The sequence below is a fragment of the Adhaeribacter radiodurans genome (assembly GCF_014075995.1).
Taxonomy (GTDB): domain Bacteria; phylum Bacteroidota; class Bacteroidia; order Cytophagales; family Hymenobacteraceae; genus Adhaeribacter; species Adhaeribacter radiodurans.
Genome location: NZ_CP055153.1, coordinates 6,499,214 through 6,516,671, shown reverse-complemented (window position 1 = coordinate 6,516,671; position 17,458 = coordinate 6,499,214). Strand labels below are relative to the sequence as shown.

At 45.8% G+C, this 17,458-nt stretch carries 7 protein-coding genes; 6 read left to right on the top strand and 1 reads right to left on the bottom strand.

Annotation, left to right across the window (positions count from 1 at the left end; genetic code table 11):
• Positions 1 to 17 precede the first annotated feature (17 nt).
• The 4 genes from HUW48_RS25705 (at position 18) to HUW48_RS25690 (ending at position 10,779) form a co-directional block, all read left to right on the top strand.
• The gene (locus HUW48_RS25705) at positions 18 to 2,453 is read left to right on the top strand and encodes an ABC transporter permease (RefSeq protein WP_182413652.1); all 2,436 of its coding nucleotides are present in this window, start codon (positions 18 to 20) and stop codon (positions 2,451 to 2,453) included.
• A 378-nt stretch (positions 2,454 to 2,831) separates the two neighbouring features.
• Entirely contained in the window at positions 2,832 to 5,189 is a 2,358-nt protein-coding gene (locus HUW48_RS25700) for an ABC transporter permease (RefSeq protein WP_182413651.1), read from the top strand.
• Positions 5,190 to 5,916: 727 nt separating this feature from the next.
• Positions 5,917 to 8,313, top strand: coding sequence for an ABC transporter permease (locus HUW48_RS25695; protein ID WP_182413650.1), 2,397 nt, complete (start codon positions 5,917 to 5,919; stop codon positions 8,311 to 8,313).
• A 36-nt stretch (positions 8,314 to 8,349) separates the two neighbouring features.
• Positions 8,350 to 10,779 carry an ABC transporter permease gene (locus HUW48_RS25690; RefSeq protein ID WP_182413649.1) on the top strand — a complete coding sequence of 810 codons (2,430 nt, stop codon included), beginning with the start codon at positions 8,350 to 8,352 and terminating at the stop codon, positions 10,777 to 10,779.
• A gap of 560 nt (positions 10,780 to 11,339) precedes the next feature.
• Here HUW48_RS25690 and HUW48_RS25685 read toward each other — a convergent pair.
• Positions 11,340 to 12,140 carry a hypothetical protein gene (locus tag HUW48_RS25685; protein WP_182413648.1) on the bottom strand — a complete coding sequence of 267 codons (801 nt, stop codon included), beginning with the start codon at positions 12,138 to 12,140 and terminating at the stop codon, positions 11,340 to 11,342.
• Positions 12,141 to 12,548: 408 nt separating this feature from the next.
• Between HUW48_RS25685 and HUW48_RS25680 the strand changes: the two genes are divergently transcribed.
• Complete coding sequence (locus HUW48_RS25680; protein ID WP_182413647.1) at positions 12,549 to 14,966, top strand: ABC transporter permease; 2,418 nt, start codon at positions 12,549 to 12,551, stop codon at positions 14,964 to 14,966.
• A 54-nt stretch (positions 14,967 to 15,020) separates the two neighbouring features.
• Positions 15,021 to 17,435, top strand: a complete 2,415-nt coding sequence (locus HUW48_RS25675; RefSeq protein WP_182413646.1) for an ABC transporter permease — start codon at positions 15,021 to 15,023, stop codon at positions 17,433 to 17,435.
• Positions 17,436 to 17,458 lie beyond the last annotated feature (23 nt).

Below are 17,458 nucleotides of genomic sequence, written 5' to 3'. Positions count from 1 at the left end.
GACAATCGACTAAAGTTATGCTGACCATCTATCTCAAAACTACCTGGCGGATATTATGGCGCCACAAAGCTTTCTCGCTGATTAATATTCTGGGTTTAGCGCTGGGCATAACGGCTTTTGTGCTGATTCTGGAGTACGTTAGTTTTGAACGCAGCTTTAATCGTTTTCATCAAAACTTAGCCACGCTGTACCAGGTACAAACCCAAACGCCCGAAGGCGAGGTGTGGGTAGACATGGCACCCGCCGTAGCACCTTTGCTGAAGCAGCAATTTCCGGAAGTGCAGGCTTACTGCCGCCTCGCAGAAGGATTCGGCAGCGGGGTTGTTTCTACGGCACTGGGTAAAACCAACCAAGGCCCGCAGCTCTTCCGCGAAACCAAATTGGCTTACGCCGATGCTAGTTTTTTTAAATTATTTACTTTCCCGGTGATGCAGGGCCAGGCAACCACCGCGCTGCAAGCCCCCAATACCGTGGCTCTATCGCAAACACAGGCTCAGAAGTACTTTGGTAACCAGCCGGCGCTGGGTCAGGTTATCGCGCTAAATAACCAGTTTGGTAAAACCTTGTACAAGGTAACGGCGGTGTACGCCGATATGCCCCTGAACTCGGACTTACGTTTCGATGCTATCTTTTCGTTGATTACGTTGGCGAACCCGGCCAATTTAAACGGCAACGGTTGGGCGCGCCTGGATGGTTTTGATGGTTCGTTTTTAACTACTTTTCTGCAATTAAGCCCCGGCGCTGATCACCGGGCTTTAGCTGCCAAAATTGATGCGCTGGCCCGGCAACGCGACCCTCAGGATCAGAATCATTTTTTGGTGCAGCCGGCTGGCAATTTGCATTTAGCAGCCTCGCTAAGCGCTCCGGGCCGGGCAAATGGCAGCCTGGGGTTTGTGTATTTACTGGAAGGCATTGCGGGTTTAATTTTAGTGATTGCCTGGTTTAATTACGTTAATCTTTCTACGGCCGGCGCTTTAAAACGCGCGAAAGAAGTTGGTATCCGGAAAGTAATCGGGGCGCGGACGGGGCAATTAATCGGACAATTTCTGAGCGAGTCGTTGTTCTTAAATTTGGCCGGTTTTGTTCTGGCGCTGGGCTTGGTAACCTTGCTGCAAAGCACTTTTAACGAGCTAGTAAAAAAAGAACTAAATTTAGATGTGCTGCAAACCGAAAATTTCTGGCTACTGGGTTTAGGCCTGCTATTAACCGGCGCTTTGGGTTCGGGGTTGTACGTGGCATTTACGTTGGTAACTTTTCAGCCGGTGCAAACTTTAAAAGGCACGCCGCGCACGGGTCGTGGTTTTTGGCTCCGCAAAACCCTGGTAGTAGGGCAATTTAGCGCCTCGGTGTTGTTAATTATTGCCACGCTCGTGTTAAACAAGCAATTGCAGTACATGCAAGGCCAGGATTTAGGTTTTAAAATGGACCAGCGCATTGTTACTCAAGGGCCGCAGGTGGGCGATGATGCCGCTGTTGCTTCGGGATCGGCTTTGTTAAAACAGCAATTAAGCCAACTGCCTTACGTCAAAAACTTTAGCCAGAGCAGCATGGTACCGGGTGGTTTTTACAGCTTCACGGCCACGGGCATTGCTAAACCCGGCGCTCCCGCCCTAGATAGTAAGAAAAATTATAAAATGGGCATTATCGACGATCAGTATTTAAAAACCTACAGCATTGCCGTAGCGGCGGGCCGCAACTTTACCCACCAGGAAGCTACGCTGGCCTGGGAAAAAAGTGCCAAAGTAATGCTCAACGAAACGGCAGCCCGGGAGCTGGGCTTTGCCTCGGCCGCGGCTGCCGTCGGAAAAACAATTTCCTGGGGGCAACTGTATCAGGTAGTAGGCGTGGTGCGCAATTACCACCACCAGGGCTTAAAACAAGCCATCGACCCGATTATCTTTTTGCCGAGCCTTTACAAAGGTCCTATTACCGTGCAACTCTCCCCCGACCGCATGACCCGTAAAATAGCTGAACTGGAACAGCTGTACTTAGCCAGCTACCCGGGCAACCCGTTTGAGTATTACTTTTTAAATGACCGCTACAACGAGCAGTACCAGCAAGAACAACAATACAGTAAAGTATTTACCGTAGCTTCGGCGCTGGCAATTTTTATTGCTTGTTTGGGCCTATTTGGTTTGGTGGCCTTTACCACCGAGCAACGCACCAAAGAAATTGGTATTCGCAAAGTACTGGGTGCTTCAGTGGCGAACATTCTGGGTTTAATCTCGCGTGATTTTTTAAAATTAGTGGTGCTGGCCAACTTGCTGGCCTGGCCCGTAGCTTGGTGGGGCATGCACCGCTGGCTCCAGGATTTTGAATACCGGATTACTTTAACCTGGCCGATTTTTGCGGCAGCTGCCCTGTTGGCCATTCTTATTGCGTTGCTCACCATCAGCGTGCAAGCCATTAAAGCCAGCTTAGCCAATCCGGTCCATTCGCTGCGCAATGAGTAGTCGGCACCTTGATTCGTAGGATTACGGGATTACCTGGAATATTATTAAAATTTATCATCCCATTTATTTTTAGATCAAGACAATCCTTTAATCCCCTAAATCCTGGTGCAGATAATCTTCTAAATTAAGGTTCCGAAATCCGGCCGCAGAACCTACCCGGGCTTGTTCTAAAAGCGAACAAAAGTTGTATCAAAACCGAACAAATTTTTAAAAATTCCGAGCCATACTACCTTTCAAATAACTGATAAACAAATATTTATAGTTGTGGCATCTTTCTTACTTTCAGTTTAGCCGGATGGTTGGTATTGGTAAGTATTAGGTTGATCAGCCTTCCGCATTTTAAACTTGCGTAATTTTTAAATTTTACCTTCAACGGATATGCTCCAGAATTACCTGAAAATTGCGTTGCGCAACCTGCTCCGCCACAAAGCTTTTTCTTTTATCAATATTCTGGGTTTGGCTTTAGGCATGACCTGTAGTATTTTAATTATGCTTTGGGTACAGGACGAAACAAGCTATAATAAATTTCATAAGAACGGGCCGCAGCTGTATCGGATTATGGCTAATTTAAATTGGGGCGAAACCCAAACTGGAAACAATACGCCGCAGCCTTTAGGCGAAGCGCTCCGCAAAGACATTCCGGAAATTACCCACGTAGCACAGATGACGGATTGGGATTTAGGTGTAATATTTAAAGCCAACGGCAAGACAAACAAAGAAACCAAAGGCCGGTTTGTGGGTCCCGAGTTATTTCAAATGTTTTCGTTTCCCTTAGTAGAAGGTGACCCCAAAACCGCTTTAGCCACGCCGGATGCAATAGTAATATCCCAATCTTTAGCGCGTAAGTATTTTGGGAACCAGGCCGCACTGGGGCAAATTATTAACCTCAAAGACCAGAGCAATGTGCGGGTAACAGGCGTGATGCAGGATATGCCCCAGAACTCCTCTCTGCGGGTTGATTTTGTGTTACCGATAGAAGTATTTGTTAAAAAGAACGATTGGGTAAAAACCTGGGGTAACTTTAGCTTAACTACCTTTTTGCAACTGCGGCCCGATGCTAATTTTGCCAAGGTAGATGCGCAAGTCCGGAAATACATGCCGCAAAATCATCCGGAACAAAAAGCCGATTTTTTCTTACAACCCCTTTCCGAAATGCACTTGCACGCCTACAAAGCCGGTAAACCCGATGGGGGCCGCATTGTATACGTACGCTTATTTACCCTGGTAGCGGTATTTATTTTACTAATTGCCTGCATTAATTTCATGAACCTGGCTACTGCCCGCTCGGCGAAGCGCTCCAAAGAAGTAGGCATTCGCAAAGTAATCGGGGCGGCCCGGTCGTTGTTAATGGGGCAGTTTATGGGCGAAGCTTTACTTACGGCTTTGCTGGCCATGTTGCTTTCGCTTTTATTGGTTATTTTATTGCTACCTACTTTTAACCAGGTTACCGGCAAATTTATCAACCTTAATTATACCCATCCGGCATTTCTGCTTTCGTTGGGGGGCATTACGGTACTCACCGGACTTATTGCGGGCAGTTACCCGGCTTTGTTTTTATCGTCGCTGGAGCCGGTAAAAGTATTAAAAGGCAATATTAAATTTGGGTTTAAATCGCTGCTGTTCCGGAAAGGCCTGGTAGTTTTTCAGTTTACCTTATCGCTTATTTTAATGGTAGGCACAGCGGTTATTTACCGGCAAATTAATTTTATTCAGAACCGCAATTTAGGCTTCGATCGGGAAAATGTTATTTCTATTGGCGTAGAGGGCGGGTTAGACAAAAATATAAAAGTTTTTAAAACCGAACTGCTGCAAACGCCCGGCATTAAAGGGGTTACCACCACCAGTGACCTTCCCATGTCCATTTATAACTCGTCCGCCGATTTGCAATGGCCCGGCAAATCCGACAAAAAAGCAACTTCTATTTCGGGCGTTTTTGTGGATTACGACTACTTTACCACCATGAACATCCGGCTGAAGGATGGCCGTACTTTTTCCCGCGATTTTGCCAGCGATAGCAGCGCGTACATGATAAACGAAGCCGCCGCCGACATGATGGGCATGAAAAACCCAATCGGGCAAACCGTTTCTTTCTGGAATGGCAAAGGAAAAATTATTGGGGTAGTTCAAAACTTTCATACGCAGTCGCTGCACGAACCCATTAAACCTTTAATTATGCTACCCCTGCCGGAACCCCGCGGAGAAGGCCTTGTATTAATCCGCACGGAACCCGGCAAAACCAAAGAAGCCTTAACAAATTTAGAAAAAGTTACCCGTAAGTATAATCCAGGCTACCCGTTTGAATACAAGTTCCTCGACGAAGTTTTTGAAGAACAATACAAAAGCGAAATGACCATTGGCACCCTGATTAATTGCTTTGCGGGTTTAGCCATTTTTATTTCGTGCTTAGGTTTATTTGGCTTAGCGCTTTTTACCGCTGAGCAACGCACCAAAGAAATTGGCGTGCGCAAAGTACTGGGTGCCTCGGTAGTTAACATTGTAGCCTTACTTTCTAAGGATTTTCTAAAACTAGTAGTTCTGGCCAATGTGCTAGCCTGGCCGCTGGCTTGGTGGGCGATGAGTAAATGGTTGCAAAACTTTGCTTTCCGCGCTGATTTAGGTTGGTGGATTTTTGCCCTGGCCGGTGTAGCCACCTTGGGCATTGCGCTTTTAACCGTGAGTTTCCAGGCCGTGCGCAGCGCCGTAGCCAACCCGGTAAATTCTTTGCGAAGCGAGTAAGCAATTAGTTATCCGTTGTTTGATTAACAAAAATTAAAATAAGTATCGGACGATGAACATAACCAGCGCAAGTCTTAGCGCTACGAGACTGGTGGTTAAAGACAAATGCCAGTCTCCGGACTGGCAAAAGCAGATAACATGAGGAACCGTTAAGCGGAAATTTAGTAGTTAAAGGAAGGAGTGTAATTTTTGATCTGATAATACATATCCTGCCCCTACCCCCTCCAAAGGGGGACTTTCTATAGCTGATTAAAAGGACAATAACTGATAGTAAGGCAAAGGTTCAGCAAATCCCAGCGCCAGGAAAAAGTAAAACATAGAAAAGGCAACTATCCGGTAGGCAGCAGCTAAGAGCAAAGACACCAGTTTGGCTCTAGAGGGCCTTCTAAGGTTCCGGTTTTGCGCAGCAAAATTCCGAAGACGGAGTCGAGGAAAGGAAGCTTAGACAGCCCGAGAGAGCTAAACGAGGCCCGCCGGCCACGAGGCAAACGCAGCCGATTCAAGCCAGATTGCACTTGAGCCTGGAGACGGGAACCGGCTCCAATGACAAACAGAAAGGAATGATATAGGCAGATATGCCAGTCCGGAGACTGGCTCTTGTTAAAAAGTCACCAGTGCCGCTACGCTAAACACGGGCGCTAGTTTAATGCCAGCTTAAGGCAAAGAAGAGACTAGAAAAGCTTCGAAAATGAAAAAATTTAAAAATTAATAATTAATCATCCATCTCATGCTTTCCAACTACTTAAAACTCGCTTACCGGAATTTACTGCGGCAGAAGTTTTATACTGCCATTAACATAGTAGGGCTAACGCTGGGAATTACCTGCTGTTTGCTGATATTCTTATTTGTAAAGAACGAACTCAGCTACGACCGTTTTCACGCGCAAGGCGACAGAATTTACCGGGTGTTGCGCGTGGCCAGCATCAACGGCGACAAAGCAAAAATACCGTACGTATCCGGGCCGTATGCGCCCGCGCTGCGCAACGATTTTCCCGGCGATGTAAAAGCAGCGGTGCGGGTTATGTCGACTAACGCTTTGTTTTCGTATCAGGATAAAACGTTTAAAGAAGACCGGGTATTTATCACGGATCCTAATTTTCTGGAAGTATTTACTTTTCCGTTAGTGCAAGGCGATCCGCGGCAAGTACTCGCCGACCCGAATAACGTAGTTATCAGCGAAGCCATGGCCCAGAAGTATTTCGGCTCCGAAAACCCGGTAGGCAAGCTCCTGACCTTAGATAAAACCCAAACGTGCAAAGTGAGCGGCGTAATGGCCAACGTGCCGGAAAACTCCCACCTGAAATTTGATTTTATCTTTTCCATTAAAGACTACGAAGGACAAGACTGGTTCCAAAGGTGGAATAACAATGCGATGTTTACCTACGTGCTGCTGGCCGAGCAAACGAATCTCCAAAATTTAATGGCGCAATTCCCCGCTTTTATGGAGAAACACCAGGGCGCCGAAGCCAAAAAAGAAGGACAACGCATGACCCTGGATTTACAGCCCCTCCTGGCCATTCACCTGGATACCAATACCCAGTTTGATTTTGCGGAGCAAGGCAATAAAAGCAACGTGTACATCTTTTCGGCCATTGCCGTATTTATTTTGCTCATTGCTTGCATTAATTTCATGAACCTGGCTTCGGCCCGTTCGGCTGGCCGGGCCAGAGAAGTAGGCGTACGCAAAGTGCTGGGCGCCTATAAACAACACCTGATCGGCCAGTTTTTAAGCGAATCTACCTTGCTCACGTTTATTGCGGTGGCCTTATCGTTTGGTTTAATCATCTTAATCTTACCTTACTTTAATGCCTTCACCGAAAAGCACCTGGTTATTCCTTTTACCAGTCCGGGATTATACGCGTTTTTAGTGGGCATTACGCTGGTGGTTGGTTTGCTTGCGGGCAGCTATCCGGCTTTCTTTTTGTCTTCTTTTCAGCCGGTGAAAGTTTTAAAAGGCCGGCTAGCTTCCAGTGCGGGCCATCCGGTGTTACGCAAAGCTTTGGTAGTAGCGCAATTCAGCCTTTCTATTTTCCTGATGATTGGTACTGCGGTTATTTTCCGGCAGATGGACTACGTACAACACAAAAATTTAGGATTTAGTAAAGAGCACATTATTAGAATTCCGTTGGATAATAGCGAGATTCACGACCACCGACAGGCTTTTATGAACCGGGTAAAACAACTGCCGGGCGTACAAGCAGTTTCGGTTATGTCGGGCGAACCGGGCGGTTTCCACGATAAATACGTATTTGCCGTAACCGATAAACCCAACGAAACCTGGAGTTTCCGGACGGCTTTCTCTGATGTAAATTACCTGCCTACGCTCGGCATTAAACTGGTAGCGGGTCGCAATTTCTCTAAATCTTTTGCCACCGATTCGGTAGCCGCCATATTACTGAACGAAACCGCCGTTAAAAACTTAGGCTGGACGCCTCAGGAAGCGCTCGGGAAAGAGTTAGTAGACCCCAGCCATTGGGCCGAACAACAAGTGCCACGCCGGCGAAAAGTAATTGGCGTAGTACAAGATTATCATTTCTCGTCGCTGAAAGAAGCCATTGAGCCTTTGGTAATAACCATGCGCCGCGACCACCGGCTGGTAGCTATCCGGTTGGCTCCCGGTAATCCTAAACCAGCTTTGGCCGCCATCGAAACCGTGTATAAGCAACTAGCGGCCAGTTATCCGTTTCAATACACTTTCCTCGACGAATCGTTCGACCAATTATACAAGAGCGAGCAAAAGCAAGCGCAAATTCTTACCGTTTTTGCCGTACTCGCCATTTTTATTGCTTGCCTGGGTTTATTTGGTCTGGCTTTATACTCCACAGAACAGCGCCGCAAAGAAATTGGCATTCGCAAAGTGCTCGGCGCTTCGGTGGGCGGGTTGGTAACCTTACTTTCTCAGGATTTTTTAAAATTGGTATTGTTGGCTAATGTATTAGCCTGGCCTTTAGCCTGGTGGGCCATGCACCAATGGTTGCAGGATTTTACCTACCGCGTAGAACTCAGCGCCTTTATTTTTATTGTGGCTGGCATTGTTGCCTTACTCATTGCCATTGCAACAGTCAGTTTACAGGCCTTAAAAGTAGCCGTGGCCAACCCGGTTAACGCGCTGCGCGACGAGTAAGAAATTCTGTTTTTTTAAATTTTTGTATTTACGGCTATGCTGAAAAACTATTTTAAAATTGCCTGGCGCTCTTTAACCAAGCAAAAGATGTATGCGGCCATTAAAGTGGGCGGGTTTGCGCTGGGCATTGCGGCTTGTTTTTTAATTTCTTTGTACATCCGCGACGAGCTGAGCTACGACCGGCACGTACCAGATGCGGAGCGCGTTTACCGGGTAGCTATCGATTTTAACTATAAAGGCGAGATTATCAAAAGCGTGCATTTTCAGGCGCCTTTTGCCAAAGCGTTAAAAGCCGACTTTCCGGAAATTCAAAAATCAGGTCGCTTAATTGCCAGCGAGCTGTTCGGGGCGGGCAACGCCCAGATCCGGCGCAGCGATAAGCTGGAAAACTCCTACGAAGATCACGTTGCCTTTGTCGATCAGGAATTGGTAGATATACTGCAACTACCTATGGTGTACGGCGACCGTAAACGGGCGCTCGCGGAACCCAACACCATTGTTATTTCTAAAGCAAAAGCCGATCAATTTTTTCCGAACGAAAACCCGGTTGGCAAAACGTTAATCATTAACGACAACACTGCCAAGCCTTACAAGATAGGCGGCGTTATGGCCGACATGCCCACTACCTCGCACCTGCAGTACGATTTTTTACTTACGTTAACCGGGCAGGATTTTTACCCCGGCGAACAATCAAATTGGCAAAACACTAATTATCTAACTTATATTTTACTGCGGCCGGGCGTTGATGCCCCGCAGTTAACGAAAAAGTTAATCTCGGTAATTGAGAAAAATATGATGCCCCAAATGGTAGCGGCTGGCAACGTGGAGGCGGCGAATATTGTAAAAAACAGTACTTTTAAGCTGCAACCCCTCCCGGATATTCACCTGCGTTCCAACGGCATCCGGGATGCCTGGTCGAAGTACGGCGATATTCGGTTTGTGTATTTGTTTGGCGCTATTGCTGGTTTTATTTTAATCATTGCCTGCATTAACTTCATCAATCTGTCTACGGCTAAGTCGGCGAACCGGGCCAAAGAAGTAGGATTGCGCAAAGTACTGGGTTCTTACCGGAGCAGCTTAATCAAACAGTTCTTAACCGAATCGCTGTTATACAGCGTTATTTCTTTTGCCGTGGGGCTTTTCCTGGCTTGGCTCTTACTGCCGTACTTTAATCAATTAGCCGCTAAAACGTTAGTGATTCCGTGGCGGGCCTGGTGGCTGCTGCCTACATTGTTATCGGCTGCCGTAGTGGTGGGGGTAGTAGCGGGCTTGTATCCGGCTTTTTACTTGTCGGCTTTTCAACCGGTTAGCGTATTAAAAGGGGCTGTCAGCCGGGGTAGTAAAAGTTCCGGTACCCGCAGTTTGCTAGTGGTTTTTCAGTTTACTACTTCCATTGTTTTAATCGTCGGTACTTTTATTATTTACCGGCAAATGAATTACATCCTGCACAAGGAAATTGGTTTTAACAAAGACCAGGTAATTTTACTGCAAGGTGCCCATACGTTAGGCGATAAAGTAAAAACTTTAAAAACGGAGCTCCTGCGCTTACCCGAAGTAAAAAGTGTGAGCATCAGCGATTATTTGCCCGTAAAAGACACCAAACGTAACGGCAACTCTTTCTGGAAAGAAGGAAAAGTTACCGAAGAAAGCTCTGTAAATGGCCAAATCTGGGAAGTGGATCAGGATTACGTAAGAACCCTGGGCATGCAAATAGCCGCAGGCCGGGATTTCTCCCGCGATCTGGCCTCCGACTCTCAGGCAGTAGTTGTAAACCAGGCGATGGTGCAAAAATTTAATTTTGCGCAGCCCATTGGTCAGCGCATTACCAACGGCGGCCAAACCTGGACCATTATCGGGGTAGTTCAGGATTTCCATTACGAAACGTTTAAGCAAGACATTGCCCCCCTTTGCCTGGTTCTAGGCAATAGTCCGTCGGTAGTGGCGGTTAAAGTAAATACCGCCCAAATGGCGAACCTGGTGCAATCCGTCACCGGCGCCTGGAAAACCGTAGCGCCGCACCAACCCCTGCGTTTTAGCTTCCTCGACGAATCGTATGCCCGCATGCACGAAGAGGTGCAGCGTATGGGCCAGATCTTCAGCAGTTTTGCGGTACTGGCTATTATTGTGGCCTGCCTCGGTTTGTTTGCTTTGTCGGCTTATATGGTGGAGCAACGCAGCAAAGAAATCAGTATCCGGTTGGTACTAGGGGCGTCTACGTTTAACATTTTCCGGTTGCTCACCTCAAATTTTTTAAAATTAGTACTAACGGCCCTGGTTATTGCGGTGCCCATTGCCTGGTACGGGATGCAACAATGGTTGCAGGATTACGAGTACCGCGTTGCGATTACCTGGGATGTATTTGTAGTGGCCGGCATACTAGCCGTTTGTATCGCAGTGCTTACCATTAGCTATCAATCCATTCGGGCGGCGTTTACCAGGCCGGTGAAGGCTTTGCGGAATGAATAAATTTTTAAATTTTGAGTAAGGAGGGATCCGTCAGCGAAGACTTTTCTTTGGAGTCTTTTCAAGCCTCCATGCTCAGGTGCTATCTTATTTGATCGGGCTGAGTTTGCCTCATGGCCGGCGGGCCTCGTTTGGCTCTTTCGGGCGGTCTAAGCTTCCTTTCCTCCTAACGTCGGAATTCTGCTGCGCAGAACCGGAACCTTAGAAGGCCCTCCACAGCCAAACTGGTATCAATTGCGAGTGGCTACTGTTTGATGATAATTTGAAATTTTAAAATTACCCTGGCATTACCTTGCCCTGGCGCAAGTCTTAGCAAAGTGAGACTTGTGCCTTAATAACAAAAGCCAGTCTCCCGACTGGCGATATACAAATCACATGAAAGTTGTAGGTTTGGAAGTCTGGAGACTTCCTCTTGTTCATGAAGCATCAGTGACGCTACACTGATATCTGGCACTAATTGACGGAGTTTTTAAAGCTTTGTAGTGGAAATTAGTTTCAGGTTTTTATATAAGCTAGCCTGAAGTAAATACTGCGTTAGTTACTCACTATTTCGGGCTTGTGGTTTAGTTTCCAAATAGCTTTCCTAAGTAAGCCCCTAACAATGCTGAAATCAGAAATAGTATCATGCTATAAATCCAATGGTCTTTAGTAAGTTCGAAAATGCCCTGTGGGCTAAGTCCATAGATGTCTCTCCATTTAGATTTTGTTTTTAAACTTTCTTCTGCTGTTAATTTCAAAATATTTTCGATAACGTCCACCTTAGCCAAGGTCGATTGATGTAGTCGAACATATTCTTTGTTCTCAAAAGATTTCGCTTCATTGGCTCCATTTAGCCAATGTTTGGGTGATATCTTATTCATTTCTAATATTGAAGGAAGTCTAGGATGGCTCGAATAGCCTTTTCCATATTTGTCAATTAAAAGTCTGGCAAGATCAAATTTATTTTCATCCTTAATTTCAAATGGTTTTGTTCCTAAAACAGATGCTCTGTATTGAAGGGCTTCAAATCCATAGTTTATATCCCGCATATTCCAATGAATCCACTTGTAATCTTTATGCTCCTTTACAAAATCATAAAAGTCTTTCAACATTTCTTTTTCAAGTTGGTCGTAGCTTTCATTTACTTGGTCAAGTGCAATCTTTCTTAATTCTGCTACTTTGTGAATTGAAAATGACTTCGTTTGAGCTGTACTTAAATATCTAACCGCAATAGAAGTAATTCTTGGAGTTTTACCGTCTTTAATGTCGTAAAAACTTTCACAAGAATAGTGTATAATTAAGCAATGGGAATTGTTATCGTAAAAACTATTAATTATCTCCTTAGCTTTTCTATGTGTATTAATTCTTCGACTCGTTTGTCCCATTAATGTATAAAGCCCTTTTAAGATAGCAGGTAGCTAGAATGTATATAGAAACTGTTAGTTTATCCCTCCAATATAGTAGTAAATGCGCAATTTGTAGTTAATATAATTTACCCATAAACTAATTTAAAAACTTCTTTTTAAACAAATTAGCTGTATCATATCAGGTTAAAAACTTTTAGGACGAAAGCAGAATGGTGTCAACTTCTGCTCACTTGCATTTGATTTAAGCGCTTGATTAAATTAGTTCTAACCTCTGTTCCGGAACCGGACAATTTATTGTATCAAAACCGGACATTTTTAAATTCAACCCTGGCTTTTACCTATATAACTTATTATAATTTAGCAGTTTACAATCGTGGCATTTTTCTTACGCGTTATTTTGTACCGGTACATTAAATCGCTTCGGCCATGCTACTCAACTACTTCAAAATTGCGATCCGGAATTTGCTGCGGCACAAGTTGTTTTCGTTCATCAACATCTTTGGCCTGGCCGTGGGTTTAGCATGTTGCCTGCTGATTGCCTTGTTTATTTTGCAGGAGTTAAGTTACGATAAGTATCACGCCCATGCCGACCGTATTTACCGGGTAGGTCGCTACTTTAACGGCGAAGACGGATTGCCCGGAGTACAGTTAGCGAATATTGCTCCGCCTTTTGCCCCTTTGCTTCAAAACGATTTTCCGGCGATAGAAGAAGCTACCCGTTTGTTGCAGCACAAGGCCGTAATAGCTGTTAGTCCGCAGAAATTCTTTACCGAAGAGAATGTATTTTTTGCGGAGCCTTCTTTTTTTAAAATTTTTACCGTTCTGCTCCATAGTGGCAATGCGCAAACGGCCCTAAGCGAACCAAACACCATCCTGCTCACCGAAAAATTAGTAGCGAAGTATTTCCCGAAGCAAAACCCCATTGGCCAATTGGTGCGCTTGGATAACAAAGTAACTTTAAAAGTAAGCGGCGTATTCCAGGACTTTCCGGTAAACTCCCATTTCCACCCGAGCTTTCTGGTTTCGTTTAGCACCCTGCAGGATAGTACGCTTTTTGGCCGGAAAAACCTGGCTAACTTTAGCATCAATCGGTTTACCACTTACCTGCTGGTACCACCAAAATACAACGTAGCCCACATCAGCGTGCAACTGCCGGCATTCCTCGACCGGCACATTGAATACCAGAATACCCGGCCTTCTTCGTACAACAACCTGTTTCTGCAAAAGCTTACCGATATTCATTTACATTCCCACCTGGATACCGAACTGGAAGCCAACGGCGATAGCAAGCAGGTGTATTTATTTGGGGTAATTGCTTTGTTTATTTTACTCATTGCATGCATTAATTTCATGAATTTATCTACCGCTCGTTCGTCAGTGCGGGCGAAAGAAATAGGAGTACGCAAAGTAATGGGCGCCAGCCAGGGCAAGTTAATTGTGCAGTTTTTAAGCGAATCGCTGTTGTTTGTATTGATTGCGGTACTACTGGCCGTAGTGTTCACCGATCTGGCTTTGCCGCTGATGAATCATTTGATTGGTAAAGAGCTAACTTATAGTCCGGTAAATGGTTGGCTAACGGCTTTGGTAGTGCTGGGTTTAGCCTTGCTGGTTGGCTTGGTAGCGGGTTCGTATCCGGCTTTGTATTTGTCTTCGTTTCAGCCAGCAAAAGTTTTAAAAGGCAAAATTATCCAGATAAACCGTACCGTATCGTTGCGAAAAGCGCTGGTAGTACTGCAATTCGCGATTACGATAGTATTGGTGGTGAGCACGGCCGTGGTGTACAAACAATTAGGCTACCTGCAAAATAAATCTTTGGGCTTAAACAAAGATTACATCGTTACGCTGCCTTACATGCCGCTTTTATCCGCGCGTTACCAGGCTTTCCGGAATGAATTATTAGCTACTAATGCCGTCGCGCAGGTGGCCCGTTCCATAGAAGCGCCTTCCGAACGTTTACTAAATTCATTGGGCGAGATGGGCATTGAATCAGGTGGATCGTACAAGGAATCTTCGCTATCATTTGAATTTCTGGGCATCGATCCTTATTTCGTGCCGACCTATAAAATTAAGGTTTTAGCGGGCCGTAACTTTTCTGAAGCGTATCCCACTGATAGCAACAAGGCTTTTCTGCTGAACGAAGCCGGAGTAAAAGCATTGGGCTTTAAAACGCCTCAGCAAGCCATTGGAAGCACCATTGATTACGGCGACCGTCGGGCTAAGATTGTGGGAGTATTATCGGATTTCCACTTCGAATCGATGCACCAAAAGATCAAACCTATTTTGTTCATGATTCCGCCTACGTCCGAATTCCGGCATTTATCGGTAAAGTTAGCGGGCGCGGATTTACAATATGGAATAACTCAGCTGGAAAAAACCTGGAAACAGTTTCTCCCGGACTATCCGTTTGAGTACGCTTTTCTGGACCAGAAATTTGGCCAGCTCTATGCAGCCGAACAGCGGCAGGGACTTTTGTTTACGCTGTTTGCCGGCATGGCTATTTTAATTGCCTGCTTAGGCTTGTTTGGTTTGGCCACTTTTGCTACGGAGCAGCGCTCCAAAGAAATTGGCATTCGCAAGGTGCTGGGCGCTTCCATTGGCAGTATTGTGGCTTTGCTCTCACGTGATTTTTTAAAATTAGTGTTATTGGCGAACCTGTTGGCCTGGCCCATTGCCTGGTACGGCATGCACCGCTGGCTCCAGGATTTTGCTTATCGCACGCCCTTATCGTGGTCTACGTTTGGGTGGGCAACGCTGCTGGCTTTAACTATTGCCCTGCTTACAATAAGCTTCCAGGCGATAAAAGCCGCTGTGGCAAACCCGGTAGAGGCGCTACGGAACGAGTAATTTAAATTATTTAAAAAATTATGGTCTATTGACCCTGAACTATCGATTAAAACTATGCTACTCAACTACTTTAAAATTGCTTTCCGGAATTTGCTGCGGCACAAAGCTTTTTCGCTGCTAAACATTGCTGGCTTGTCGGTGGGCGTAGCGGTGGCTTTGCTTATATTTTTAATTGTAAGGTTTGAGCTAAGCTTCGATACGTTTCATAAAAAATACGACCGTACATATCGGGTGGTAAACGAGTTTACCCACGAAGCCGGTAAAGATTACCAAGTAGGGGTGCCGTTTCCGTTTGTGCCCGCCTTAAAAACCGACTTTCCGCAACTAGAAAAAGTAACTACTACTTTCCAAGCCTATAATTCGCAAATCACGGTTTTAGATGAGCACGGTGCTATTACCAAAAAGTTTAGAGAAGAAACCAGCCTTTTATTCACAGAACCCGAGTTTTTTCAAATTTTTGATTACCCATGGCTGGCCGGTGACCCTAAGAAATTTTTAGTAGAACCCAATACCGTAGCCTTAACCCGCTCTACTGCCGAAAAGTATTTCGGCACCTGGCAAAAAGCCTTAGGCAAGTTTATTAAGCTCGATAACAAACAATTGCTGCAGGTAAACGGCATTTTAGAAGACCTGCCGGATAATACCGATTTTCCATTACAAATAGCCGTTTCTTTTCCAACTATTCGCCATTTTCTGGAGGCGAGTGAATTTACCAATTGGGGCAGTGTTTGGAGCAGCACGCAATGCTACCTGGCGCTGCCGCCCAAAGTATCGCAAGCACAATTTGATCGGTCATTAATGTCTTTTTTAAAAAAACACAATCCCGACGATCGTAACCACACCTACAAACTGCAGGCTTTATCGGATTTGCATTTTAATACGCGCTACCCGTCCATGACGTACCGCAGCATCAGCAAAGCCACGGTTTTGTCGCTGGTACTTATTGGTGCTTTTATTTTGGTAATTGCCTGCATTAATTTCGTGAACCTGGCTACGGCGCAAGCCATTGGCCGGGCCAAAGAAACCGGTATCCGCAAAGTACTGGGCAGTAACCGGGGTCATTTAATGGTGCAGTTTCTCGGCGAAACGTTCGTGATTGTGGTACTGGCGGTTTCGGTGGCGGTATTACTGGTAATGGCGGTGCTGCCGTTTATTCGATCTATCTCTAACCTTCCGGAGGATTTCCAGCTGCCTTTTTCGCTGGAAGTAATTGGTTTTCTGTTCTTCCTGATTTTGCTGGTTACCGTACTTTCAGGTTTTTATCCGGCCTTAATTTTATCGGGTTTTCAGCCGGTACAGGCTTTAAAAAGTAAAATGACGCTGCAAACCGTGGGTGGTATTTCGTTGCGCAAAGCTTTGGTGGTGATGCAGTTTTCCATTTCTCAGGTTCTGATTATCGCCACGCTTATTGCCATTACGCAAATGGACTATGTGCGCCAAAAGGATTTAGGTTTTAACAAAGAAGCCATCTTGCTGGTAACCGTACCCCAGGATAGCCTGAGCCAACTAAAACTGCAAACGTTAAAAAACCGGTTCCAGGCTTTATCGGCAGTGCAAAAAGTAAGTTTGCATTTCGCGGCGCCTTCGTCGGGCAGTAACTCCATGACTAATTTCCGGTTCGGCAAAGCCACTGAAGACGCGCAGTTTCCGGTTAACTTAAAAGCCGGCGATGTCGATTATTTTTCTACTTTCCAATTGCGGTTAGTGGCCGGGCGGGCTTATTTCCCTAGCGATACCGCCCGCGAAGTGGTAGTAAACGAGAAATTACTCCGACAGGTCGGCGTGAAGCACGCCCAGGATGCCATTGGTCAGACTATACGCATCAACGATCGCAATTATCCGGTAGTTGGGGTAGTGCAGGATTTTCACAATGTATCGCTGCGCGACCCCATTGCACCCACCGCCATACTCGCGAATAAAAGCAGCTACCGGCAGGTAGGTTTAAAATTAAAATCTACCAATGCGGATATGAAAGAGACCCTACATACCGTGGAGCAAATTTGGAACGAAACTTTTCCGGAGTACGTGTACGAGGCTAATTTTCTGGATGAGCGTTTAGCGGAGTTCTACGAAGGCGAAACTAAGCTGGCGCAATTATTTAAAATTTTTGCCGGCATTGCCATTTTCATTGGCTGCTTAGGGCTTTATGGGTTGGTATCGTTTGTGGCGGTGCAGAAAACCAAAGAAATCGGTATCCGCAAAGTACTGGGTGCTTCGCTGCCCAACATCGTATCGCTGCTTTCCCGCGATTTCCTGAAACTGGTTTTACTGGCTAACGTGCTGGCCTGGCCGCTGGCCTGGTGGGTAATGCAAAGCTGGCTGCAGGATTTTGAATACCGCACGCCCATTGGCTGGTGGATGTTTGCTATTGCCGGTGTGGGCGCTCTGCTTATTGCTTTAGTTACCGTAAGTTTCCAGGCTATTAAAGCCGCCGTAGCGAACCCGGTAAAAAGCTTAAGAACCGAATAATATTAGCTCTAAAAAATATCAAA